Origin of the sequence: Flavonifractor sp. An91, assembly GCF_002159225.1 — a bacterium.
In the GTDB taxonomy this organism is placed as follows: domain Bacteria; phylum Bacillota; class Clostridia; order Oscillospirales; family Oscillospiraceae; genus Flavonifractor; species Flavonifractor avicola.
This window is the reverse complement of record NZ_NFHA01000018.1, coordinates 54,478-76,330: the sequence shown is the minus strand read 5'-3', so window position 1 is coordinate 76,330 and position 21,853 is coordinate 54,478. Positions and strand designations below refer to the sequence as shown.

Here is a 21,853-nt window from a genome sequence, read left to right as displayed (position 1 = left end):
CGGTGAGTGCATACGAAGAGAAATATTTGCCGAGCTTTAGCGGTATATAGTGAGTAAGGACAAATGGTGTCGAATAAAAAAGAACCGCAACCCCTTGGAGGATTGCGGTATGTAATGTTGCTCTTTTTTCCCTGACCCCCGGCGGGTGTTCATTGCTCCCTATACGATTTCCTGCCATATTCTCCCCTTGCGGGGATAACAGACAAAAAGTGCGTTTCCCCTCACCGTTTCGATGGGGGTATTATAATAGGGAATTTTTAGGGGTTTCTTAGAAATCGCTTAGGTTTTAGGCAGTTTTGCTGAAATTTGAAGATTATCCGCTTTTTGTATTATTATATATTCATATTGGCTAAAAAGCACAAGCCAAAACTGTGCATTATATATGTGCAATTAGTCTGACAATACTTTCTATATCTTATTTTTCTATTCTACCAAGGGTACACTAAACTTGTCAACATATTTCTTGTGGTCGGAGGGTTGGCAAGTGGAATATGGAACGATTCGGATTAAGCTGGACGAGCTGTTGAAGGCATCTGGTCTTAGCAAGAATATGCTGAGCCATCGAGCTGAGATGCAGCGGACCCAGATCAACAATTATTGTAAAAACCAAATTACTCGTTTAGATATAGATGTCCTCGCAAGGCTTTGTACGGTGTTGAATTGTGGGATCGGCGATCTATTAGAATTTATACCACCAGAAAAGATAGAAAAATGAGGCTCGCAGGAGGCATAGCAATACTTTTCCAGCATATTGGACGGTCGGCATTTCAAATGGGAACGGCAAATTAATTATAAACGCAGTTGCAAATTCTGAAGCTCATTTTCTATTGGTTATCACCGAGAGTCTTTGCAAAATCACCGAAATACAACAAAAAAGAACCGGTCGAGATCTCGTGCATGAAATCTCGACCGGTTTTCTGTTATTGGGGAATTAACTTAGTATTACTTCGACTCTTTGCGGAAGCACATGAACCAGTCCAGGCAATACTGATTCTCGCTCTGGTTGTCCATCCGCTCCTTGGCTACGCCGCAGCTGCCAGCGGTGGGTACGATGACATCATCGCCGGGTCGCCAGTCGGCCGGGGTGGCGCAGGCGTCGGCGTCCGCTTTCTGGAGCGCCAGGATGATACGCTTGATCTCGTCAAAGTTGCGGCCCGTGGACAGCGGATAGTACAGGATGGTTCGCACCACGCCGTTGGGGTCGATGACAAACACCGCCCGTACCGCCTGGGTGTTGGACTGTCCCGGCTGGATCATGCCGTACTTGTTGGCCACCTCCATGCGGATATCCTCGATGAGGGGGAAGGTCACATTGATGTGCTTCTTACCGTTCCACTCCAGCTCCTGGATCTTCCGCAGCCAGGCAATGTGGGAATAGATGGAGTCCACCGAAAGCCCAACCAGCTCAGTATTGAGAGCCTTGAACTCGTCGATCATGGAGCCGAAGGTCATAAACTCCGTGGTGCAGACCGGGGTAAAATCCGCAGGATGGGAGAAAAGGATCACCCATTTGCCGGCGTAATCCCCCGGGAATTTGATAGGACCCTGCGTAGTGACAGCCTCGAAGGACGGGGCCTTGTCGCCAATAAGAGGCATTCTGTTTTCCTGATCCATGGTAAGCGCTCCTTTCGTTAGCAGTCAAGTTCGATGAAAACGATATATGAGTTCTTTGGAGAAAGGCCGTAATACTCCATCTGAAACAGCGTTAACCCAGCAGCTCGCTCTCCAGATCCTGCAGCATAATGTCCAGTGCGGAGATACCACCCTCGGCGGTGTACCACACGGCGGGGTGAGCCAGATAGACGATGTTGCCGTTCTTGTAGGCATCAGTTCCCATCACCAACTCGTTTTCCATGATCTCCTGGGCCAGCTTTGCCCCGTCGGTGCCGATGGCGGCATCACGATCCAGAACGAAGATATAGTCGGGTGCCTTCTCCACAATGAACTCAAAAGATGCCTCGTTGCCATGGGTGGAGGTGTCGATGTTGGCGTCCACGCCAATATTTTCGAAACCAATTTCGCGTCCAATCATGGAGCAGCGGCCGTCATTGCCCAGCACATTGTAGCTGCCGCTGGTGACCAGTCCCACGATGGCGGTCTTGCCAGCGGCAAATTCGGACAGGGCGGTGATCCGGGCGTCAAAATTGGCCATCAGCTCATCCACCTTGTCCTCCAGACCAAACATGGAGGCAATGGTGGTAGCGTTCTGCCGCACGCTTTCCACTACGCCAAGCTCGGTATCAGTGGCCAAGTAGACCACAGGAGCAATCTCGCTGAGGGCGTCGTAGCTGGAGGCCAGACGGCCACCGATAAAGATGACATCCGGCTCGCAGGCCATGACAGCTTCCAGATCGGCTTCCTTGATGGTGCCCAGGTTGGCAATGTCGTCGTTGATGTAATCCTGGAGGTATTCAAGGCTGGTATCGGCGGTGCCCACTACCCGGTCACCCACACCCAGGGCGTCCAGAATGTCCAGGGAAGCCATGTCCAGAATGGCGATACGCTGAGGATCATACGGCACCTCCAGCTCCGCCGCCTCCTTGTTGGCATTGAGGCTGGTAATGGTCACAGACTCAGGGGTCTCGTTGTTCTGGGTTTCCTCACTGGACTGGCTGCTGCCGGGCGAGGAGGTATTCTCGGAAGAATCGCCGCCGTTCTGCGCAGAGCAGGCCATGAGGCTCAGGGCCATCACACCGGCCAGGGCAAGAGAAAGCATCTTTTTCATGTTCATTTTTGGTTACTCCTTTTCTAAAAAGTACTGAAAATAAGGGTCAATAGTAGATGGACAGAGGCTTGCCCGCAATGGTCAGGATCTCGAAGTCCACCTGATAGATCTGCGACAGGTTCTCTTTCGTCATCACCTCCTCCACAGTGCCGAACTTAGCGATTTTTCCGTCCTTAAAGGCACAGATATGATCGGAATAAAATGCCGCATAGTTAATCTCGTGCAGCACCAAAATCACCGTCTTCCCCAGCTCGTCGCAGAGGCGACGGACGATTTTCATCATGTTGGTGGCGTGGTAGATATCCAAATTGTTGGTGGGCTCATCCAGCAACACATATTCGGTGTCCTGGGCGATGACCATGGCGATCATGGCCCGCTGCCGCTGGCCGCCGGAGAGCTCGTCGATGAAGCGATCCTGGAATTCTTCCAGCTCCATGTAGGCAATGGCTCGGTCGATGATCTTCTGATCCTCTGGGGTGACACGGTTGCCTGAATAGGGAAAGCGTCCGAAGGTCACCAGCTCCCGCACAGTCAGCTTCATCTGGATATTATTGGACTGGGTTAGGATGGCAAGGCGCTTGGAGAGCTCCTTGCTTTTCCATTTGCCGATGTCCTTGCCCTCAAAGTCTACCAGTCCACTGTCGTGGGCGATAAGCCGAGAGATCATGCCCATGACGGTGGATTTGCCCGCACCGTTGGGGCCGATCAGAGAAATCACCTTACCCTTGGGGATGGCGAAACTCACGCCATCCACTACGGTTTTTCCATCATACTGTTTTGTCAGTTCTTGTACGCGCATGGTCACACCTTCTTTCTTGTCAGGAGGAGATAGAGGAAGTAAAGGCCGCCGCCCACAGTGATGAATACGCTCACCGGCACGGAGTAGGAATACACATGCTCCACAATGAGCTGTCCGCCCACCAGCACGATCATGCCGAACAGGGCCGAGCCCAGCACCAGCTGGGTGTGCCGGAAGGTTTTCAGCAGCTGACGGGACAGGTTTGCGATGATGAGCCCCAAAAAGGAGATGGGTCCTACCATGGCGGTGGCCACGGCGATGCAAAGAGTCACGCCCAGCAGCAGGCGGCGGATGCAGCGGTCGTAGTCCACCCCCAGATTGATGGCCTGCTCCTTGCCTAAGGTCAGCACATCCAGCAGGGCCAGCTCCTTTCGCAGTGCGAAGATGACGCTCGCCAAGAGGATCAGGGAAAAGACGATGATCTCGGAATTGATGTTGCTGAAGCTTGCCACCAGAGTATTCAGCAGGTTGTCGTACTCATTGGGGTCCATGACCCGTGTAAGAGTAGTCTGAATGCTGCTGAAAAACGAAGTTAGTACTGTGCCCACCAACAGCACATACAGCACATTGTGCTTGGTCTTTTTGAAGATCCAGCTGTAGATAATGGTAGCGGTAATGCCCATGAGCACCACATCCACCGCGAAGGACAGGTTGGCATTGGAGGCCACCACGCTGGCAGACCCCAGGAAAAACACCACCGCCGTGTGGATAAGAGTGTACAGGGAGTTCATGCCCAACAGGCAGGGGGTCACGATGGTGTTGTTGATGATAGACTGAAACACCAGCGAGGCGCCGCCGATGGAAAAGGCGGTAATGAGCATGACAATGAGCTTGGGGGTGCGGATCTTCATGGCGTAGGCCAGAAGCTTGGGATTAGAAAAGTTGACCTCCACCAACATATATCCTGCTGCACAAAGAAGAACAATCGCAGCCAGGATCAGGAGTTTGCGCCGGTTGGCGCGTATGGCAGCCGTGTTCACTGGTCTGCACCTCCCTTCAGGTTGGGCATGGTGGAGCAGCAGCCTGTTCCAGCGCTGCCCAGACGGATGGCCTTGCGGCCATGCTTGAGCCGGTAAAACAGCAGGGCGATGAAAATGAGGCTTCCCAGGATGCCCACGATCAGCTCGATGGGCAGCTCGTAGGGAGCGATTACGATCCGGCCGATCATGTCGCACACCAGCACGAAGATAGCACCGAACAGGGCGGTGTCTACCAACGTGCCCCGGATCTTGTCTCCCTTGTACATGGCCACCACATTGGGCACGATCAGCCCGATGTAGGAGATGGAACCAACCACCACCACAATGCTGGCGGTGATCATGGCAGCGATGGTGAGCCCGGAAAAGAGGACCAGGTTATACGGGACACCCAGGTTCTTGGAAAAATCCTTGCCCAGTCCCACAATGTTGAAATGGTTGGCGAAGAGGAAGGCCAGCACCACCAGGGGGACCGTCAGCCAGACGATCTCATACCGGCCTTTCAGCACCAGCGAGAAGTGGCCCACCAGCCAGGAGGACAGAGCTTGGGTCATCTCATATTTGTAAGCCAGATAGTTGGTAATGCCGCCGATGACATTGCCGAACATGATGCCCACCAGAGGGACCATCACCACATCCTTGAACTGGATGCGCTGAATGAACCAGACGAAGATCCAGGTGCCCAGAATCGCCGTAGCAAAGGCAAAAATGGCCCGGCTCCACAGTGTGGAGGCCGGCATAAACAGCAGAGCCAGCAGGATGCCGAACTGGGCCGAGGAGATGGTGGCGCCGGTGGTTGGGGACACAAATTTGTTGCTGCACAGCTGCTGCATGATGAGTCCCGCCACACTCATACCAATGCCGGTGCATAGGATGGCCAGCAGGCGCGGCAGCCGGGAGATCAGGAAAATCTCCAGCTGCTCAAAATTGCCTGCGAGTAGCTCACCGGGTGTCAGGTCAATCACGCCCACAAACAGTGAACAGCCGGACAATATAAGTAGCAGAACAGAAAGAACAATGGTAGATCGATACGGTCTGATACAATCCTCCCCTTTCTTCAATACGGTTAGCTATGACTAACCGTATTGTAAAAAACGATGCGCAGCGGCGATTGGACTTACCATGCATCACGCACTGCGCATCGTGAGTGTATTATAGCACACGGAGTTAGTCATGTGCAACCACGCAAAAAGCACAAGCTACCAAGCGGAAAGGATTCTTTTTTTATCCATTCTGCAAATTGTTGCCCCGAGTGGACTGCGTCTGAGTAGTCAGCCGGCTCATGCTCCGCAGACTGACACCCAGAGTGGAGAGGTTGTGCAGCGTGGCGGAGGTGGCTGGCGGCAGGACTCCGGCTACGCCCAGAGCGATCAGGGCGCCGTTGAAGCCGATGACAAAGCGGTAGTTGGAGTGGATGCGCGCCATCAGCGCCATGGCGATCCGGCGCAGCTCTACAAGCTCCCAGAGGCTGTCGGCGGCAATGGTGATGTCCGCAATCTCCCGGGCGATGGCGGCGCCGTCGCTGATGGCAATGCCTGCATCCGCCTCGGATAAGGCCGGTGAGTCGTTGATGCCGTCGCCCACCATCAGGACGGTATGTCCCTCCCGGCGGAGCCGTGCCACATACTCCGCCTTGTCCGCCGGAAGGACTCCGGCGCGGAAGTCGTCCACTCCCACCTGTGCGGCAATGGCTTCGGCGGTACGGTAACTGTCGCCGGTGAGCATGACGGTACTGGTGATCCCCAGGGCGCGGAGGGCGGATAGGACTTCCTTCGCCTCCTCCCGCAGCGGGTCGGAGATGCAGATCACGGCGGCAAGCTGTCCCCCAACCGCCAGATACAGGTGGGAATACTCCGGCGGCAGGGCGTCAAAGCGCTCCTGTTCGCCCTCCGGAATAACGCAGCCCTCATCCTCAAAGACAAAGTGGGCGCTGCCGATGAGGACTCGCTCCTCATCGACGGTGCTTGCGATGCCGTGAGCCACCAGATACTCCACCTAAAGAATGGTACTCCTCATGTTGCAAACTACGAAGCTTGGCTTCCTCCGCAATAGTTCTGGCACAAACAACGCCGCCTGCGCTTGGAGGCTGGGATGGACTCTCCGGTGAGGGGACGCCAAATTGACGGTGCCCTCACCTTTTAGTACCACTCAGTCCACGGGGATAATGCCGCTTCCCCGGACCACCATGGCATCTACCGGCTGGATTGGGGCATGGGGAGCAGCACCCATCCTGAGCTGTGCTCCACCAGACACAATCCATATTCAGGGACATACATCGGGTCAAATCAACAACAGGTTTTTTCCTTCACCACTCCTCCGGTGCTTTTTCTACAGCCTCGGTCGATAAAAACAAAAGAGGCTTCTATAAACTGCCTGCACGGACAAAGGGTATGATTCTGGGGTTTATTTCAGGTAATAGAGGAAGGAGTTTAGGCGGGACCAGGCGCTCTCGTCCCAATCACTGTCCATGGCAAGATGTAAGTGGGGGATTCCACCCATTTCACCAGTCATATCCAACAGTGTTGCTGTGTTTTCATACCGGGGAGCCAGCGTCAGCACACCAGCCGATGTTCGGCCAAGTTCCCGTGCCTTGGCCAAACGGTACCGACCGTTGGCTCCGGCAAATCTCGGCAGCAGCTGATCCGCTGCAGTACGCATCCCCTCCGGATCTTTGGAGAAGCTGCTTCTCGCCCCCAATAGGCGCCCCAGTTCTGTCATTTGATCCGTCCAGGAAGCGGCTATGACACTTCCGGAATCTCGCCAGAGAAACCAGAGGTACTCGCTCAGGGGGGCACGATACAGAGGCCGGCCCTGCCTTTCCAGCGTTCCCAGCACCCCGTCGTTTAGAGCAAACAGCGTAAGGGGTTCTCCCACCGCGGCAAGAGGCTGGCTTTTGACAGGGATGCTTCCGATTTGCGCCGCCAACGTGCTCAGGCTGTCCCAATTTGGAATGTCGTCTGGACTTAGTGCGCTGCGCTGCTCAGGCGGGGCGCACAGTATGAGATCTCCTGCCAACACAGCTCGGAACAACAGGTCTGGATCTGGGATGTTCTCCGGCAAAGTTTCCAGTTCCGGGGAAATCAGTGTTACCCGCTCCAGTCCCCGGTTGGCAAGCACTGCCTCCACCGCCCACGGGTACTGGCCGTCGGCCTCCGCGCCTTGAGTGGAGGGAATCAGCATCTGAAAGGAATCGGATTCCTTCTCCGCTGCGTTCAGAATACCACCCAGTAATGCGGGGAAGGGAAGGTACTCTTTGGAACTGGTCTCCCCCCGGCCCAAAACCAGGGAAGTGCCGCCCAGAGGCATGGGATGGGTTTCCACATTCCATACCATTTCAGCATATTTCCTAAGATATGTGGTAAACGGCGGCAGATCCAAAACATATAAAGGGCCGTGGTTTGATTCCGGGGTATCAACGACTTTGGTAGAGCAGTGTTCCACAGCTGTGAGCTTAAAGTGATCCGGCAGCGGCTGAGAGGAACGGCTTTCCAGACTCTGGAGAAATGCCTCGATGCGAGTAATAACGCCTACTGGTGAGAAGTGCTCATCCACTTCGATGTGCAGATAGGGTTTTTCGCCCATCTCCTTCCGGAACAGATAGGAGAGCATCGTATCCGGTCCGCAGCCGTGATTGGTGAGATAGACGGCGTACAGATTGGGGTGATGGGCCACGAGTTTCGCCCCGGAGAGGATGTGTTGTCCGAAGGGCCAGTACAGATTGGGGTAGTCCGCTGACAGATCCAGGTCGTGAGCAGGTAAATGGGAGAGAGTAATTACCTTGTGCCCCCGTTCCAGCAGCAGACGAGGGATTCCCATATTCAGCACCGGATCGGAAAGACCGTAGTTCCGGGTGATCAGTACAAGTACTTTGTCCTCAGGATTCAGAGAGGAAAGCAGTTCACGACCCTGCCGCTCTACTGCTGCTGTATGCCGGCGTACTGCTTGGGCTCCGGCCATCAGGGCAGGCAGACACCGCAGTTTGGGGATGCCAAGCTGTTTTCCAAGGCCCAGCATAGCTGATGCCATCGCTTCCTGCCCAAAGTCCAGATCGAACACAGGGTTGAGCAACTCAATGCCCCGCTCCTCCAGACGAAGGGCACGGGCGGCCAACTGAGGTGCGGTCTGCATATAGACACAGCCGTAGTTGTGCTCAACCTTGGAGGTCTCATGCCTCATGGTATGGATGGAGGGGAGAAAGATATAGTCAACACCGCGCTCTGCCAACCAGGCCATATGACCATGGATCAGCTTTACCGGGTAACAGGTCTCCGCCTGGGCTGTCTGTTGGGAGAGGCGTATGATCTCCTCGTTGGTAGACGGCGAGAGCAGTACATTGAATCCCAACTGCCGGAAGAAGGCATTTGCCATAGGAAAGAACTTGTGGATCATCAGGGCAAAAGGTACACCCACCGTTTTCCTTCCGGGGACAGGTGTTGGATCATAACCTTCCAACAGCAACCGTGGGCCACGCTGGTAAAAGGCGATGTTGCGTTGAATCTCCGCGGACAGGGCGACCTCCGCTTCCGGCTGCCTGTCGAACCCATGGAAGCGGGTAGGGCCTTTCTTGGATTCCAGTGCCAGCAGGGCGGCGCCGTGTGCTCCACTGATGGAGAAGCAGGGAGAGACTGTGAGCCGATCTCCAAATTCCTGGCGGAAAGCGGCCACGATGCCGGGGTTATAGGCCACACCGCCCTGGAGCACAATATGGTGTCCTACTGGCTTGCTCCCAACTACTTTGTGGAGATAATTTCGGACAATGGACTGGCACAAACCGGCTGCGACCTCTGCCTGGGTGGCTCCCTGTGCCTGGGCAGATTGGATAGCCGTCTCGATAAACACGGTGCATCGCTCTCCCAATTCCACAGGGGCCTTTGCAGTAAGAGCCAGGCGGCCGAAGTCCTTCAAAGGGATGTTCATGCGTGCGGCCTGCTCCTCCACAAAGGAGCCGGTTCCGGCAGCACAGATTTTGTTCATTTGAAAGTCTGCAACCTGCCCATTCTGAAGGGAGATGTATTTAGAATCTTGACCGCCGATCTCAAAGACGGTATCTGCTTTGGGCATACATTGGATGGCAGCTCTTGCCTGGGCTGTAATCTCATCTCGCACGGCATCCGCACCGATGAGCCGGCCGATCCGCTCTCGTCCGGAGCCAGTGACGCCAACTGCCAGAAGGGGAATCCGCCCAAAACGGGAGCGGATATTCTCCAGGCCCTTTCGCACCGCAGCCTCCGGGTCTCCGGCGGTGCGAAGATACTGGAAGTCCACCAGTTCTCCGAATGGATCCGTGAGAACCAGGTCTGTGCTGGTAGAACCTACATCAATGCCCAAAGCGCAGCCCTGTGGTGGGATATGGCCGGAAACAGGCGGATCAGATACAAAAACCTTGGGATCAGGCCCCAGTGGCTGACGACGGTGCAGCCGGTCTTCCGTGTTTGAATCCTGCCCACACAGAGAGGCCAGTAGTTCTCCCATGGAACAGGTGCCTGCCTCCTGAGCAGCCAGCGCAGCCCCGGCGGCGCCGGCGTAGAGGAAATTCTTCGGTAAAATCAATTCTTCTTCCGTGAGACCAAAAACATCCCGAATAGCCCGAAGAACCCCCGCATTGTAGCCAACTCCGCCGCATAAAGCCACAGGCTTCTCCACAGAAAGTCCCCGCACAATGACTGCTTTATAGTTGCGGACCATTGCGTAGCAGAGCCCCAGCAGAATGTCAGGAGTAGGCACTCCCTCCTGCTGTCGGTGAATGATATCCGTTTTGGCAAAGACAGCACATCGGCCAGAGAGGCGGGGAATGGAGCGAGCCTTTGCTACCAGTTCGGAATAGTCTTCGATCCGCAGGCCCAGCCGGGACATTTGGTCTTCAAAAAAGGAACCAGTGCCCCCGGCACAGTGTTCATTCACTGCAAATCTGGGCGGAGTGCCACAATCCAGAGCGGTGAGGAAACGGGCGCTCTGACTTCCAATTTCAATGACAGATTTCGCTTCCGGCGCCAGCAGATGGATGCCGCGATGGATGGCGGGAATATCGCCCAGAGTTAAAAGTCCGGGACAGACATCTAAAAGTCGATTTCCTATGCTTCCGGTAAGCATTACCGGATAGCCGCAAGCATTGCTATCCGCCTGCAGTAGTTCGCCGAGAAGTGCCCGAACTGTTTGAACTGCAGCACCATGATGCGCGGAGGATTTGAACCACAAAAGCTCCCTCTCCTGTGAGATCATAGCCAGTTTGACAGTAGCAGTTCCGCAATCTAAACCGATCCCATTCATAGACAGCCTCCTTACATTGACATTTCATTGTCTAAGCAGTATAATAATGGTTAGTTATTGCTAACTATAAAGAAGCTTTTTGTTTTTGTCGGTTGCCACAGCAACACGGAGGGATCTCATGGGTTCGATTTTTGCGGCGATGCGCCGTTGCCAGCTGTTCGACGGTATTCCGGAAGAAAAGTATCAGAATGTTCTTAACTGCCTGCATGGAGAAGTGCGGGCAATTCCAAAGGACACAATTCTGCTGCGGATCGGTGATTGCCAAAAGCGCCCCGGTGTTGTTATGTCTGGCACCTTAAGGATCTCACTTTACAGCGAGGACGGAAATCTACTAACCATTGATCGCCTGAGTAGGGGGCGCGTGTTTGGGGAGACATTGGTCTGCTCCATGTCCCAAGACAGCCCCATTCAAATTGATGCCCTTAACGATACAGAGGTGCTCTATCTGGACTTTGACCCTTTGTTGCTGCAGCAAGAGAACGGGTGTCCATACCGGATGCGGGTAACCGCCAATTTGTTGCAGGAAATGGGAAGAGGAGCTTTATTCCTCAACCAGAAAATGCGTATTTTGGCACAGAACCGGCTTCGCAATCGGATTAAGGTCTATCTTCAAGGTTTTCCAGTTGCCTCCAATGGTGAGATACGCTTGGAGATGGGACGTGGAGAGATGGCGGACTATCTGTGTGTAGATCGCAGCGCCCTTTCCCGAGAACTGGGCCGAATGCAGAAAGAGGGTATTCTTACTTATCAGGGACAGGTTATTCAAATTTTGGACAGTAAGTTTTTAACCGCATAGACAGAAAAATCAGGGCTATCCGTTGCCATAGCAACGGACGGTCCTGTTGTTTTATGTAATAATCCTGCTTGTGGTTAGCTATGTCTAACCACAAGCAGGATTATATTGATTCAGATTGGAGGATCTCAAATGAAACGCACTCTTGCTTCCATCCTGGCTTCTGCTATGATGCTCTTTGCCCTGGCCGGCTGTGCCGGGGGCAATGCGCCTGCGGACAGCACCAACCAAAACGACACAGCAGAGGAATCCAGCCAGGCCGCCGAACCGATTACCATCTCTGTAGGCGTGCCCACTGCCCCGCCTGCTCTGCCGGTTCTTCACATGATGGAGGAGCAGCTGCTGGGGGAGAATGTGACAATTGACCTGAATGTGTGGAATGCCCCGGAAGAACTTCTGGCTATGGTCCAGGGCGGAGAACATGACCTGTACGCATTTCCCCTGACCGTGATATCCACCCTCTATAATAAGGGACTTGATGTACGTCTGATGAATGTGAACACCTGGGGCGTTACGTACTTTATGACCACCGATCCGAATTTCACAACCTGGAGCGACCTGGAGGGCAAGACGGTATATATTCCGCTTCAGTCCTCTCCTCCAGATGCGCTCACCCAGTATTTTATGAGTGAGGCCGGCCTGACGGTGGGTGAAAATGTCCAGGTGGTCTACGCCAGTACTGCAGAAGTAGCCGCCCTTTTGGCCTCCGGGGAGGCGGAATACGCCACCTTGATCGAGCCCCAGGTTACTTCCGCCATGGTACAGAATGAGAATGTGCGCCGGGCACTCAGCTTTGAAACCGAGTGGCAGCGATCCACCGGCACCGATACCATGATCCCCAACGCGGGCTTCGGCACCACGCAGACATTCCTGGACGAGAACCCTGAGCTGGCCGCCCAGTTCCAGGCCGCCTATGAGGAGAGCGTGCAGTGGGTGTTGGATCACCCGGCTGAGGCTGCTGCGCTGGCTGAGGAGTATCTGGGCATGAAAGCCGCAATTGTGGAGGCAGCGATTCCCAATATGGGCTTGACTTTTAAGAGTGCCCAGGACGCCAAAGAGGAACTGGATACCTTTTATAACCTTCTTTACAACTTTGAGCCCTCTATGATCGGTGGAAAGCTGCCCGATGAGGGGCTGTTCTATGCAGGGTAAGGCGGGACTGTGGTTCCGCCGTGCCTCGGGAGTGTGCCTGCTGCTGGGAGCCTGGCAGCTGGCATCTCTCTTTTTCCCGCCGCTGGTGGTGCCCCCCATTGCCCAAGTTCTTTCTACATTGTTTCGGTTGATGACGCAGTCGGATTTCGGAGCCACCATAGGAACAACGATCCTGAGGCTGATTGCCGGCCTGGCCATCGGTGTGGGCGTTGGCGCTGTTCTGGGGCTGTTGTTTGGCCTGTGTCCCAAGATAGAGGATGTGGGAACTCCACTGATCCATGTGCTCCAGGCCATTCCGCCCGTATGCTGGGTGGTTCTGGCACTGGTGTGGTTTGGATTTAACGGAAAGCCTTGCGTCTTCATCGTGGCCACAGCCACAGTTCCAACTGTGGTCATCAACCTCAGTCACGGCGTCCGCAGCGTAGATCCACAGCTGTTGGAGATGGCGCGCCTTTACCAATTTTCCCGCTGGAAGATGCTGCGCCATGTAACCCTTCCTTCTATCCGCCCTTATTTCCGCTCAGCGCTGGAAATCGTGATCGGAGGCGGATGGAAGCTGGCAGTTATGGGAGAGGTTCTTACTACAAACAGCGGAATCGGAGGAGCCATCACCACGGCCCGGCTCAACATCGAGCCCGATGCCATCATTGCCTGGTCGCTGCTGCTGGTATTGGGATGCTATCTCACACAAAGATTGCTGAGGATGGCTTTTTGTGGGAAAGAAGGTGTGACATGCTGAAACTGAGCGGAATCACCAAGTCCTATGACGGATTACCTGTCCTGTCTGACTTGTCTTTGACCCTTTCTCCGGGGGAGATCGTGGCTCTGATCGGTCCCTCCGGCTGCGGAAAGACCACGCTTCTTAACCTGATTTCAGGCCTGGCAACACCTGACACGGGTACCATCAAGGCAACCGATACTCGGCTGAGCTATATGTTTCAAAGTCCCCGCCTTCTGCCGTGGCGAACGGTGGAAGAAAACATCCGTCTGGTTCGTGAGGATGCTGAGCCGGAGGCTGTGCGTACCCTCATTTCGGATGTAGGGCTGAAAGGCTTTGAGGGATACTATCCTACGCAGCTCTCCGGGGGCATGGCCCGTCGATGTGCGCTGGCACGGGCCTTCCATTTCGGCGGAGAGTTCTTCCTGATGGATGAGCCCTTTCAGGGACTGGACTACGGCATTCGCATGGAGATGGTGAATATGCTTCTGGAGATCTGGAAGATCAAAAAGCCGGGCGTTCTGTTTGTCACCCACGAAATTGATGAGGCGTTGACCGTGGCCACCCGAATTGCTGTCCTGACACCCAGGCCAACCACCATTCAAACATGGATCACCCTGCCTGGCCGGGAAGGCCGGGATGCCTCGGCGCCGGAACTGACGGAGATCCGGCGGGAAATTATTGGTCGCATCACAGCCTGATCGTTGTTGCTGTGGCAATGGAATGATCCCGTTTCCTGGGGTATCATAAGGATAAAACGACCCATGGAGGTATGAGCAATGGACTTTTTACGCAACCTGCCCACACAGCAGCCCCAGCAGCTCACCCAGCTGATTCAGATTCAACCTGGCCGCGTGGTCAGTATGGCTATGAGCCGGCAGGAACACTGCCAAATGACTCTTTTGGCCTTCGGCGACGGAGAGAGTATCAGTGAGGAATGCTATTTTGGCGATACCCTCTACTACATTCTGGAGGGGGCGCTTTATGTCTCTGTGGGGGAGGACAGCCGCTGTCTTCAAACGGGCGATTGCCTGGCAGTTCCCGCCCATACCCCCCACGCAGTAGTTGCTCCGGATGGCTGCAAGCTGCTGCAGATCACGCTTTCATAATGATTTAGGAGGAATAACTCATGGAAACTCTGATTAAGAATGTCCCTCATGCGCAGCCCTTTGCCTTGAAGGGGCAAGTGGAATATGAAGGGGGTAAGGTTGTCAGCCTGACCCTGGCCCAACAGCCCGGTGCGGGGATCACCCTGTTTGCCTTTGATGCGGGTGAGGCCATTAGCACCCACGCTGCTCCCGGAGACGCTATGGCGACTATTTTGGAAGGAACGGCACAAATTACCATTGACGGCGTTCCCCACACCCTAAACGCAGGAGAAGCCATTATCATGCCTGCCGGCATCCCTCACGCAGTACAGGGCGTGACAGCGTTCAAGATGTACCTGGTGGTCGTGAAGACCCCGTCCTGCTGACAGAAAAAGAACGGACTCCATAGAAGCATTTTGACATCTGTGAAGCCCGTTTTTTATTCCAGTCCTGTCAGCAATTCGGCACACCCAGCATATCCAGCTCTGTGGGATCATTCGTGACAAGCAGCACGGTTTTTTCCATGCACAGGCGTTGGGTATATAGAGGCATGTATCAGGCAAATAATTACCTATTTAGAAAGAAGTAAAATAAGGAGAGGCGATCTCTGTAGATTGCCTCTCCTTATTCGTCATGGTGTATTCTTTTTGCTAAGTGGTAATGCACTCATACTCCGTAAGCTGACGCCCAGGGTGGAAAGATTGTGCAGCGTGGCGGAGGTGGCTGGTGGCAGGACTCCTGCCACACCGAGAGCGATCAGGGCGCCGTTGAAGCCGATGACAAAACGATAATTGGAGTGGATGCGCGCCATCAGAGCCATGGCGATCCGGCGCAGCTCCACCAGTTCCCAGAGGCTGTCGGCAGCGATGGTGATGTCCGCGATCTCCCGGGCGATGGCGGCGCCGTCGCTGATGGCGATGCCCGCGTCCGCCTCGGACAAGGCCGGCGAGTCGTTGATGCCGTCGCCTACCATCAGGACAGTATGCCCCTCCCGACGGAGCCGTGCCACATACTCCGCCTTGTCCGCCGGAAGGACTCCGGCGCGGAAGTCATCCACTCCCACCTGGGCGGCAATGGCTGCGGCGGTGCGGTAACTGTCTCCGGTGAGCATAACGGTGCTGGTAATCCCCAAAGTGCGGAGGGCAGAGAGGACTTCCTCCGCCTCCTCCCGCAGCGGGTCGGAGATGCAGATCACGGCGGCCAGCTGTCCGCCTACGGCAAGGTACAGGTGAGAATACTCCGGCGGCAGGGCGTCAAAGCGCTCCTGTTCGCCTTCCGGAATGACGCAGCCCTCATCCTCAAAGACAAAGTGGGCGCTGCCGATGAGGACCCGCTCCCCATCGACGGTGCTGGCGATGCCGTGGGCCACCAGATATTCCACCTTGGAGTGGTACTCCTCGTGACGCAGGCCCCGGCGCTTCGCCTCCTCCACCACGGCGTTGGCCATGGAATGGGGAAAGTGTTCCTCCAGGCAGGCGGCCAGCCGCAGCATTTCGGCTTCCTCCTTGGTGCCGAAAGATACCACCTGAGCCACCCGGGGGCAGGCATGAGTCAGGGTGCCGGTCTTGTCGAAAACGATGGTGTCGGCGGCAGCCACCGCCTCCAGGAACTTGCCGCCCTTGACGGTGATGTGGGCGCGTCCCGCCTCCCGCATGGCGGAGAGAACGGCCAGGGGCATGGCCAGCTTCAGGGCGCAGGAGAAGTCCACCATCAGCACCGACAGAGCCCGTGTCACATTCCGGGTAAGGACGAAGCTCATCAGACTCCCTATAAAGGTATAGGGCACCAGCTTGTCCGCCAGATTGGCGGCCTTGCTCTCGGCCTCCGACTTCATCTGCTCCGACTGCTCGATCATGTGGACGATCTGGTCATAGCGGCTCTGGCCGGAGGCTTGCTTTACCTCCAGCACACATTCGCCCTCCTCTACCACGGTGCCGGCATAAACCGCGCCGCCGGGGCGCTTGGGTACCGGGATGGACTCTCCGGTGAGGGACGCCTGATTGACGGTGACCTCCCCCTCCAGCACCAGACCATCCACGGGGATGATGCCGCCGGCGCGGACGACTACTGCATCCCCCGGCTGGATCTGGGACACAGGAACCAGCACTTCGCCTTGGGCTGTGCGCAGCCAGACCCGGTCCACATTCAGCGACATGCACCGGGCCAGATCCGCCACAGATTTCTTCCTTGTCCACTCCTCCAGCAGCTCGCCCACCTCCAGCAGGAACATGACGGTGCCGGCGGTATCAAAGTCGCCCCGGAACGCCGAGATGGAAATGGACAGGGCGTCCAGCAGCTCCACCTTGACGCGGCGGCGCAGCAGGCAGCCCAGGCCCCGCCGCACAAAGGGGACCATGTGCCAGAGTATGCGGGCAAGGCGCAGCGGAGGCGGGAGAAACAGGGTGCAGGCGGCCTTGCACACCACCTTTGCCACCAGCTTCTCCTCAAATTCCCGGTTCAGCGCCCGGCTGCTGTGGGCGGGCAGCGCGGTGGTCCGCTCCGCCTCCTGCCAGGAAAAATGCCGAATTTCGTTCAGCACGGCTTGGCGAGTCCCATCGTAGTACAGGATGACGCAGCAGGTGCGTTCATGGACGGTGACCTGGCGTGTCCAGGATTTTCCTTGGAGCCAGGCTTCCAGCAGATCCGCTTGAGCGAGCGTCATCTGTTTCTGGCGCAGCCGGAACCGGATGCGCCCCCGGCTCTCGTGCAATATGGTTGCGTTCATAGGTTCCTCCTTCACGAAAAGAGGGAGCCGCTGGCGGCTCCCTCTGGGTCAATCAGGCTTCTTCGCTCTCCAGATTGGCAGCGGCGGCTTCCTCCGCTTCCTTCGCAGCCCGGTCCTCATTCAGCTCCTTGGCGGAGGCCAGAATGTCCGCGGCGTTTTCCTGCACCGTGGTCACAGTCCCCATGACCGAGTCCTTCATCCGCAGACCGGCGGCCGTGACATGGACATAGGCTTTCTTGGCGTCCTTGCTGGACAGCAGCTTGATGCCAAAAGAACCAAACAACGCACCACCCGCAAAGCAGGCAAGTTTCGTATAAACGCTCATTGTGATCCTTCCTTTCCCTTATTTCCGTTTGTAGCCGGTGACCATGACCATAATCATGCAGATCACAGCGCCCCACGCCCAAAAACGATGCTGTTTCATCGCTGTCACTCCTTTGAATGCTTTGGAATGTTTGATTATTGTAGCAGAAACCGTGGGTGTTTGTCGCTGTCAAAACGGACGCAGAGTTGCGGTTTCCGACATTTTTCTGTACTGGCCGGGAGTCATGCCATACTCCCGCTTGAACGCTGTGTTGAACTGGCTCATACCTTCATACCCTACAGCCTGCGCAATTTGCTGAATGGGCATCCGGGTGGTGCAGATCAGCTCCTGTGCCCGACGGAGGCGCTGTTGAACCAAAAAGCTGTGAATCGGCATGCCATAGGCGCGGCGGAACCCTTCTTTCAAGAAGGTGGGGGAAAGGGAAAACTGTTTGCAGAGGAACGCAATGGTGAGCTTATCAGACAGATGCGTCTGGATGTATGCCTTGACTTCCAACAGACTGTGGGATACTGGGCAGCCTAAGCCGGAGAAAGATTCATCCGATTCAGATACCTCGGTGCAGAGCAGATACAGCAGTTCCACCGACTTGAAAACACAGTAGCGTTCCTGCTCCTGCTCAGACAGATAGCGAACCGTTTCAAAAAATGAATGCGTCCAAGGTGTGCCGCACAGGGCCATGCAGCCGTTCCTCGCCGTCATCTTCTCCTTGACGATCCTGGTGTCCAACCTCATCCCCAGGGTGGAGCAGACCGTCACAAGGCTTTCTTTTGCGGCTTTGGCGTCTACGGCGATCAAAATGCCGCCCAGATTTCCGCTATACTGACACGAGCGGAGAGCGGAGCTGTCGGAGAGGAGGAAAATGGCCGGAGCCTCCACCGTGTAGGAAGTCCCCTGTAATGGCCGGACGGCAAGGCGGCCGGTCAAACAGAACAGCACCTCAAACTGGAGCGGTGCGCCGCACACCGGGATGGGCCGCAAGGGCTCCTGCACCGGCTCCGGCAGGGAAAAGCGGCAGATCTGCACCCCCGGCATACCGTGGCTCCAGCGGCCCGTGCCGGAGCCCTGCCTCAATAAGTATTCTTTCAGCATGATTTCTCACGACCTGTTTCTCTGAGTTCGAAATTGGTTTCGCCTATGCTGGCTGGGGATACAGAGAGAAGGCAGGAGACGAGATCCTCCTGCCTTCTGCGGTGTTTTTGTCAGGCCAGAGATGCGCCCAGCTCGCGGCAGGCTGCCAGAGCGTCATCGTCCGGAGCCTCGTTGCAGATCACGCTCTCACAGGCCAGATTGGCGCCGTCGTCGTTGCAGCGGGACTCCCAGCTGCGCATCCATTCGCCGTCCCCCCAGCCGTAGGAGCCGAACAGAGCAATATTCTTCCCGCTCAGCCTGCCCTCACAGGCGGTGAACATAGGCTCGAACTCGCTCTCCTCCAGCTGCTCCGACCCCATGGAGGGGCAGCCGAAAGCGATGGCGGAATACTCGCCGACCTGCTCCGGTGAGAACTCTGCGGCGGTGATCACAGATACCTCGGCGCCCTTGCCTTTGGCGCCTTCGGCTACCGCCATGGCCATGGCCTCGGTGTTTCCCGTGCCGCTCCAATACACAACTGCAACTTTACTCATAAGACTCAACGACCTTTCTTTCTGGATTTGTTATGGTAGAAACATCAACCAGCCACGGTGAGCTGCTCGATGGATTTCCCTTGCTGCCACTGCCGGGAGTAGATTTTGCTGCACATCTCGTATTTTTCAAAGATGCTTCTGGCGGCCTGCTCGTCGCCGTAGACCTTCCAGCAGCCCACGCACTTGTGATTGCACGCCCGATTGCAGATAAAGCCCAGCACATCCTCCGGCGGATAGCTCAAAAACAGTCCGATCTCATGGGGAAATTCCCCCTCGCTCCGGAGCCGGTGGATCAGGTGGACCACACAGCCATTGAGATTTTCCGGCACATAGCCGTATTTGAGAAGCAAGGCTCTGGCGCGGTGATCGGTCAGATCGCTCTCCAGCGCATGGGGCCGGTAGGCGTAAATCAAAGCGCGGCCTTTGCAAACCCGGAGCGGCAGGATGCGAATGCCCTTGGGCACCAGTTTCTTGTTCAGCCGGCACAAGTCTCGCGTCAGATCCTTCCGGCTGGGGCAGGCGCAGGAAAAGAGGTTTCCCGTCTTGATCCCGGCCAGGGTGGGAGAACAATGGCGAATCAGCAGATCCTCTGACATAGGCGTTTTCCTCACAAAATCATGTCCACACGAAGACTGTACGGAGAAATGGAAAAACTGAAAGCAAATATTGTTAGCGACAGCTAACCGATGTGCCAAAAATATAGCTGACGCCTTTTGGTTAGCGGCAGCTAACTAAAGAAATTATATATAGAATGAATCCGCTTGTCAAGAGGACGGATGGATTTTGTTGACAGAAAAAATGGCGCTTGTCGGACGCCTGTGTTATAATAAGCAAAACGCCCGTTTTTTGGAGGTTCCTATGGCGATTCACGAGTCTGGCCAGATGTATCTGGAAACCATCTATATTCTTTCACAGAACAGCACCTTCGTTCGAGCTATCGATGTGGGAGCGCAGTTGGGCTTTACCAAGCCCAGCGTCAGCAGAGCCATGTCCATTCTGAAAAAGGACGGATATGTGAATGTGGATGCTGACGGTGCGATCACCCTGACGGAGACCGGGCTTGCCATTGCTAAGACGATGTACACCCGCCACACGGTGTTGAGCCAGATGCTGATGGAATTAGGCGTGGACGAAGAGACTGCGACCGAAGATGCCTGCCGAATCGAGCATGTGATCAGCGAAAAATCCTTTGCGGCTGTGCAGGCGCACTTGGAGCAGGTAACGAAAATGCGGGAAGATGCGCACGGGCAATGAGGCTATGCAAATTTGGCGGACTTTGCTATCGAGCGGCAACGCGATAAGTGAATACCTGCCATTTGGCACGGGATATCAAATGAGGTGGAGCCTTGATATGGCCTCCACCTCATTTTTATGTGATCTGCGCTTTTAAATCAGGAGCGACCTGCTGTGTAAGTTCACCGCCAAGCGTACCTGCTCCATAGCTCCAAACGCTTACGGCAGCTCATCCTTATGTGTCTGCTGGCTTTTCAAAACCTTTCGGGCGGCTTTTTTGATATTATGGCACACGCCAAGAATAGCGATGCAAAACAGCAGAGCCGCTAATCCATATCCAAACGACTGCATTGCCGTGTTCATATTCACGCCTCTTTTCTGACCGCTGCCGCCAATGAACTCAACCGAATAGTCCTCTTTTTTTATACGGCTCTTTCTGGATCGCTCCGACCTCATACCCCGTGCCGCGAATGGCGTTCATGAGCACCTCCGTGTCCAGCTCTGTTTCAGAGAGGATCACGGTCTGGTTTTTGCTCCGGGAAGAACTCACCTTTTTGACCGGGCAGGCTTTGCGCACAGCGTCATTGACATGGGCCTCGCACATCCCGCACATCATTCCATTGACTTCCACTGTGTACTTCCACATGTTCTCTCACTCCTTCTTGACTTTTGGATCATCGAACTGCGCGGACCGGAAGGTGGTCTGCCGTGCCGCGCTCCGTTCATCGGGGATCTTCCTGGCCATCAGACAGCACAGCGGCGCCAACGAACTTCCAAGAAGTGGATGGCGAACGATGGAATAGCCGCGCTCGGACAGGTATGCCATCAGCTCCCCGGCAGTCCAGACATGATACACCCGAAAGCCTGAAAGCCCCATGAACCAGAGCCGGAGTCTGGCGCTTCGGCTTTTGCCCCAGACAAAGGTGGGGGCGAACAGCCATCCCCCCGGCTTCAGAACCCGCCAGGCTTCCGCCAGAGCTTTTTCCGGGTGAGGCATGACATGGAGGGCGTTGGAGATCACGACTGCATCGAAGCTCTCCGGGCCGTAGGGCAGCTTGGTAGCGTCCTGGACGGAGAAATGGAGCCGGGACGAATGCACCTGCTTTTTGGCCTGATGGATCATTTCAGCTGAAAAGTCGGTTGCCTCCCAGCTCCGGACACATGGAGACAGCGGCACGGACAGCTGGCCTGTTCCGCAGGCCAACTCCAGCACATCCATGTCCCGTTTCAGAAAAGGCCGCATTGCTTTGCATATCTGCTGATAGGTTGTCTGAGAGCGGCGCATGAAGCCGGCGTAATGCCGTGAAAACCGCTCCCAAAACTGCTTGTTGTCATCCATACAGTATGGTCACCTCAATGATGGTTAGTTCATGCTAACTACATCATACTCTTTGTCGCATGAAATTGCAAGATGCCACTATATTGGATT

Annotated in this window: 23 protein-coding genes and 1 pseudogene; 9 read left to right on the top strand and 15 right to left on the bottom strand. The window is 55.4% G+C overall.

The annotated features are described in order from the left end of the window. Window positions 1-484 precede the first annotated feature (484 nt). The gene (locus B5G42_RS11250; RefSeq protein ID WP_087238088.1) at window positions 485-715 is read left to right on the top strand and encodes a helix-turn-helix domain-containing protein; all 231 of its coding nucleotides are present in this window, start codon (window positions 485-487) and stop codon (window positions 713-715) included. Window positions 716-942: 227 nt separating this feature from the next. Here B5G42_RS11250 and B5G42_RS11245 read toward each other — a convergent pair whose 3' ends face one another. The 7 genes and pseudogenes from B5G42_RS11245 to B5G42_RS11215 all read right to left on the bottom strand — a co-directional run bounded on the left by B5G42_RS11245 (window position 943) and on the right by B5G42_RS11215 (window position 10,591). Then, entirely contained in the window at window positions 943-1,614 is a 672-nt protein-coding gene (locus B5G42_RS11245; protein WP_087238090.1) for a peroxiredoxin, read from the bottom strand. 91 nt (window positions 1,615-1,705) lie between these two features. Next, complete coding sequence (locus B5G42_RS11240) at window positions 1,706-2,725, bottom strand: siderophore ABC transporter substrate-binding protein (protein ID WP_206404952.1); 1,020 nt, start codon at window positions 2,723-2,725, stop codon at window positions 1,706-1,708. A 46-nt stretch (window positions 2,726-2,771) separates the two neighbouring features. After that, window positions 2,772-3,524 carry an iron ABC transporter ATP-binding protein gene (locus B5G42_RS11235; protein ID WP_087270376.1) on the bottom strand — a complete coding sequence of 251 codons (753 nt, stop codon included), beginning with the start codon at window positions 3,522-3,524 and terminating at the stop codon, window positions 2,772-2,774. Between the two features lie 2 nt (window positions 3,525-3,526). Next, window positions 3,527-4,504, bottom strand: coding sequence for an iron chelate uptake ABC transporter family permease subunit (locus B5G42_RS11230; RefSeq protein WP_087270373.1), 978 nt, complete (start codon window positions 4,502-4,504; stop codon window positions 3,527-3,529). Then, entirely contained in the window at window positions 4,501-5,493 is a 993-nt protein-coding gene (locus tag B5G42_RS11225; protein WP_343286698.1) for an ABC transporter permease, read from the bottom strand. Before B5G42_RS11225 ends, B5G42_RS11230 begins: the two co-directional genes overlap by 4 nt. A gap of 232 nt (window positions 5,494-5,725) precedes the next feature. Then, window positions 5,726-6,551: pseudogene (locus tag B5G42_RS11220) on the bottom strand (HAD-IC family P-type ATPase); the annotation flags it as partial. A gap of 353 nt (window positions 6,552-6,904) precedes the next feature. Further along, on the bottom strand, window positions 6,905-10,591 hold the full coding sequence (locus B5G42_RS11215; protein ID WP_242961206.1) for an acyl-CoA dehydratase activase: 3,687 nt from the start codon (window positions 10,589-10,591) through the stop codon (window positions 6,905-6,907). 295 nt (window positions 10,592-10,886) lie between these two features. On the opposite strand from B5G42_RS11215, the gene B5G42_RS11210 reads away from it, so the two are divergent. From B5G42_RS11210 to B5G42_RS11185, 6 genes are all read left to right on the top strand, one after another. Beyond that, window positions 10,887-11,564: a Crp/Fnr family transcriptional regulator gene (locus B5G42_RS11210; protein WP_087270370.1), complete on the top strand. Its 678-nt coding sequence runs from the start codon at window positions 10,887-10,889 to the stop codon at window positions 11,562-11,564. Between the two features lie 129 nt (window positions 11,565-11,693). Next, on the top strand, window positions 11,694-12,713 hold the full coding sequence (locus B5G42_RS11205; RefSeq protein WP_087270366.1) for an ABC transporter substrate-binding protein: 1,020 nt from the start codon (window positions 11,694-11,696) through the stop codon (window positions 12,711-12,713). Beyond that, window positions 12,703-13,452 (top strand): ABC transporter permease, encoded by a 750-nt coding sequence (locus B5G42_RS11200; protein ID WP_087270363.1) that lies wholly within the window; start codon window positions 12,703-12,705, stop codon window positions 13,450-13,452. The genes B5G42_RS11205 and B5G42_RS11200 overlap by 11 nt, the downstream gene beginning before the upstream one ends. Further along, complete coding sequence (locus B5G42_RS11195; protein ID WP_087270360.1) at window positions 13,446-14,132, top strand: ABC transporter ATP-binding protein; 687 nt, start codon at window positions 13,446-13,448, stop codon at window positions 14,130-14,132. The genes B5G42_RS11200 and B5G42_RS11195 overlap by 7 nt, the downstream gene beginning before the upstream one ends. Before the next feature lie 78 nt (window positions 14,133-14,210). Continuing rightward, window positions 14,211-14,540, top strand: coding sequence for a cupin domain-containing protein (locus tag B5G42_RS11190; protein WP_087270358.1), 330 nt, complete (start codon window positions 14,211-14,213; stop codon window positions 14,538-14,540). A 20-nt stretch (window positions 14,541-14,560) separates the two neighbouring features. After that, window positions 14,561-14,905: a cupin domain-containing protein gene (locus B5G42_RS11185; protein WP_087270355.1), complete on the top strand. Its 345-nt coding sequence runs from the start codon at window positions 14,561-14,563 to the stop codon at window positions 14,903-14,905. A 245-nt stretch (window positions 14,906-15,150) separates the two neighbouring features. On the opposite strand, the gene B5G42_RS11180 is transcribed toward B5G42_RS11185, so the two are convergent. The 3 genes from B5G42_RS11180 to B5G42_RS11170 form a co-directional block, all read right to left on the bottom strand. Beyond that, window positions 15,151-17,244 carry a heavy metal translocating P-type ATPase gene (locus tag B5G42_RS11180; RefSeq protein ID WP_087270352.1) on the bottom strand — a complete coding sequence of 698 codons (2,094 nt, stop codon included), beginning with the start codon at window positions 17,242-17,244 and terminating at the stop codon, window positions 15,151-15,153. Between the two features lie 52 nt (window positions 17,245-17,296). After that, window positions 17,297-17,569, bottom strand: a complete 273-nt coding sequence (locus tag B5G42_RS11175; protein WP_006575244.1) for a DUF6110 family protein — start codon at window positions 17,567-17,569, stop codon at window positions 17,297-17,299. Window positions 17,570-17,737: 168 nt separating this feature from the next. Continuing rightward, window positions 17,738-18,547, bottom strand: coding sequence for a helix-turn-helix domain-containing protein (locus B5G42_RS11170; protein ID WP_242961205.1), 810 nt, complete (start codon window positions 18,545-18,547; stop codon window positions 17,738-17,740). Here B5G42_RS11170 and B5G42_RS18695 point away from each other — a divergent pair. After that, window positions 18,537-18,683 (top strand): hypothetical protein, encoded by a 147-nt coding sequence (locus B5G42_RS18695; RefSeq protein ID WP_242961204.1) that lies wholly within the window; start codon window positions 18,537-18,539, stop codon window positions 18,681-18,683. The two genes, B5G42_RS11170 and B5G42_RS18695, sit on opposite strands and share 11 nt — an antisense overlap. Window positions 18,684-18,768: 85 nt before the next feature. On the opposite strand, the gene B5G42_RS11165 is transcribed toward B5G42_RS18695, so the two are convergent. Beyond that, window positions 18,769-19,191: a flavodoxin gene (locus B5G42_RS11165; protein WP_006575242.1), complete on the bottom strand. Its 423-nt coding sequence runs from the start codon at window positions 19,189-19,191 to the stop codon at window positions 18,769-18,771. 44 nt (window positions 19,192-19,235) lie between these two features. Next, entirely contained in the window at window positions 19,236-19,787 is a 552-nt protein-coding gene (locus B5G42_RS11160; RefSeq protein WP_087270346.1) for a DUF3793 family protein, read from the bottom strand. A gap of 262 nt (window positions 19,788-20,049) precedes the next feature. Between B5G42_RS11160 and B5G42_RS11155 the strand changes: the two genes are divergently transcribed. Continuing rightward, complete coding sequence (locus B5G42_RS11155) at window positions 20,050-20,445, top strand: metal-dependent transcriptional regulator (protein ID WP_164475022.1); 396 nt, start codon at window positions 20,050-20,052, stop codon at window positions 20,443-20,445. 198 nt (window positions 20,446-20,643) lie between these two features. Here B5G42_RS11155 and B5G42_RS18690 read toward each other — a convergent pair whose 3' ends face one another. From B5G42_RS18690 to B5G42_RS11140, 3 genes are read right to left on the bottom strand one after another with little or no spacing between them, the layout of a single operon-like run. Further along, on the bottom strand, window positions 20,644-20,787 hold the full coding sequence (locus tag B5G42_RS18690) for a hypothetical protein (protein WP_242956833.1): 144 nt from the start codon (window positions 20,785-20,787) through the stop codon (window positions 20,644-20,646). 37 nt (window positions 20,788-20,824) lie between these two features. Then, window positions 20,825-21,070, bottom strand: a complete 246-nt coding sequence (locus B5G42_RS11145; protein ID WP_087238112.1) for a heavy-metal-associated domain-containing protein — start codon at window positions 21,068-21,070, stop codon at window positions 20,825-20,827. 6 nt (window positions 21,071-21,076) lie between these two features. Beyond that, on the bottom strand, window positions 21,077-21,763 hold the full coding sequence (locus tag B5G42_RS11140) for a class I SAM-dependent methyltransferase (RefSeq protein ID WP_087270340.1): 687 nt from the start codon (window positions 21,761-21,763) through the stop codon (window positions 21,077-21,079). Between the last annotated feature and the right edge of the window lie 90 nt (window positions 21,764-21,853).

Coding starts and splice junctions, on each gene's coding strand:
- B5G42_RS18690 (WP_242956833.1), bottom strand. CDS start 20,787: ATGAACACGGCAATGCAGTCGTTTGGATATGGATTAGCGGCTCTGCTG.
- B5G42_RS11205 (WP_087270366.1), top strand. CDS start 11,694: ATGAAACGCACTCTTGCTTCCATCCTGGCTTCTGCTATGATGCTCTTT.
- B5G42_RS11215 (WP_242961206.1), bottom strand. CDS start 10,591: ATGCTTACCGGAAGCATAGGAAATCGACTTTTAGATGTCTGTCCCGGA.
- B5G42_RS11165 (WP_006575242.1), bottom strand. CDS start 19,191: ATGAGTAAAGTTGCAGTTGTGTATTGGAGCGGCACGGGAAACACCGAG.
- B5G42_RS11245 (WP_087238090.1), bottom strand. CDS start 1,614: ATGGATCAGGAAAACAGAATGCCTCTTATTGGCGACAAGGCCCCGTCC.
- B5G42_RS11240 (WP_206404952.1), bottom strand. CDS start 2,725: ATGAAAAAGATGCTTTCTCTTGCCCTGGCCGGTGTGATGGCCCTGAGC.
- B5G42_RS11140 (WP_087270340.1), bottom strand. CDS start 21,763: ATGGATGACAACAAGCAGTTTTGGGAGCGGTTTTCACGGCATTACGCC.
- B5G42_RS11160 (WP_087270346.1), bottom strand. CDS start 19,787: ATGTCAGAGGATCTGCTGATTCGCCATTGTTCTCCCACCCTGGCCGGG.
- B5G42_RS11175 (WP_006575244.1), bottom strand. CDS start 17,569: ATGAGCGTTTATACGAAACTTGCCTGCTTTGCGGGTGGTGCGTTGTTT.
- B5G42_RS11185 (WP_087270355.1), top strand. CDS start 14,561: ATGGAAACTCTGATTAAGAATGTCCCTCATGCGCAGCCCTTTGCCTTG.
- B5G42_RS18695 (WP_242961204.1), top strand. CDS start 18,537: ATGGGCCGCAAGGGCTCCTGCACCGGCTCCGGCAGGGAAAAGCGGCAG.
- B5G42_RS11195 (WP_087270360.1), top strand. CDS start 13,446: ATGCTGAAACTGAGCGGAATCACCAAGTCCTATGACGGATTACCTGTC.
- B5G42_RS11145 (WP_087238112.1), bottom strand. CDS start 21,070: ATGTGGAAGTACACAGTGGAAGTCAATGGAATGATGTGCGGGATGTGC.
- B5G42_RS11200 (WP_087270363.1), top strand. CDS start 12,703: ATGCAGGGTAAGGCGGGACTGTGGTTCCGCCGTGCCTCGGGAGTGTGC.
- B5G42_RS11155 (WP_164475022.1), top strand. CDS start 20,050: ATGGCGATTCACGAGTCTGGCCAGATGTATCTGGAAACCATCTATATT.
- B5G42_RS11190 (WP_087270358.1), top strand. CDS start 14,211: ATGGACTTTTTACGCAACCTGCCCACACAGCAGCCCCAGCAGCTCACC.
- B5G42_RS11235 (WP_087270376.1), bottom strand. CDS start 3,524: ATGCGCGTACAAGAACTGACAAAACAGTATGATGGAAAAACCGTAGTG.
- B5G42_RS11210 (WP_087270370.1), top strand. CDS start 10,887: ATGGGTTCGATTTTTGCGGCGATGCGCCGTTGCCAGCTGTTCGACGGT.
- B5G42_RS11180 (WP_087270352.1), bottom strand. CDS start 17,244: ATGAACGCAACCATATTGCACGAGAGCCGGGGGCGCATCCGGTTCCGG.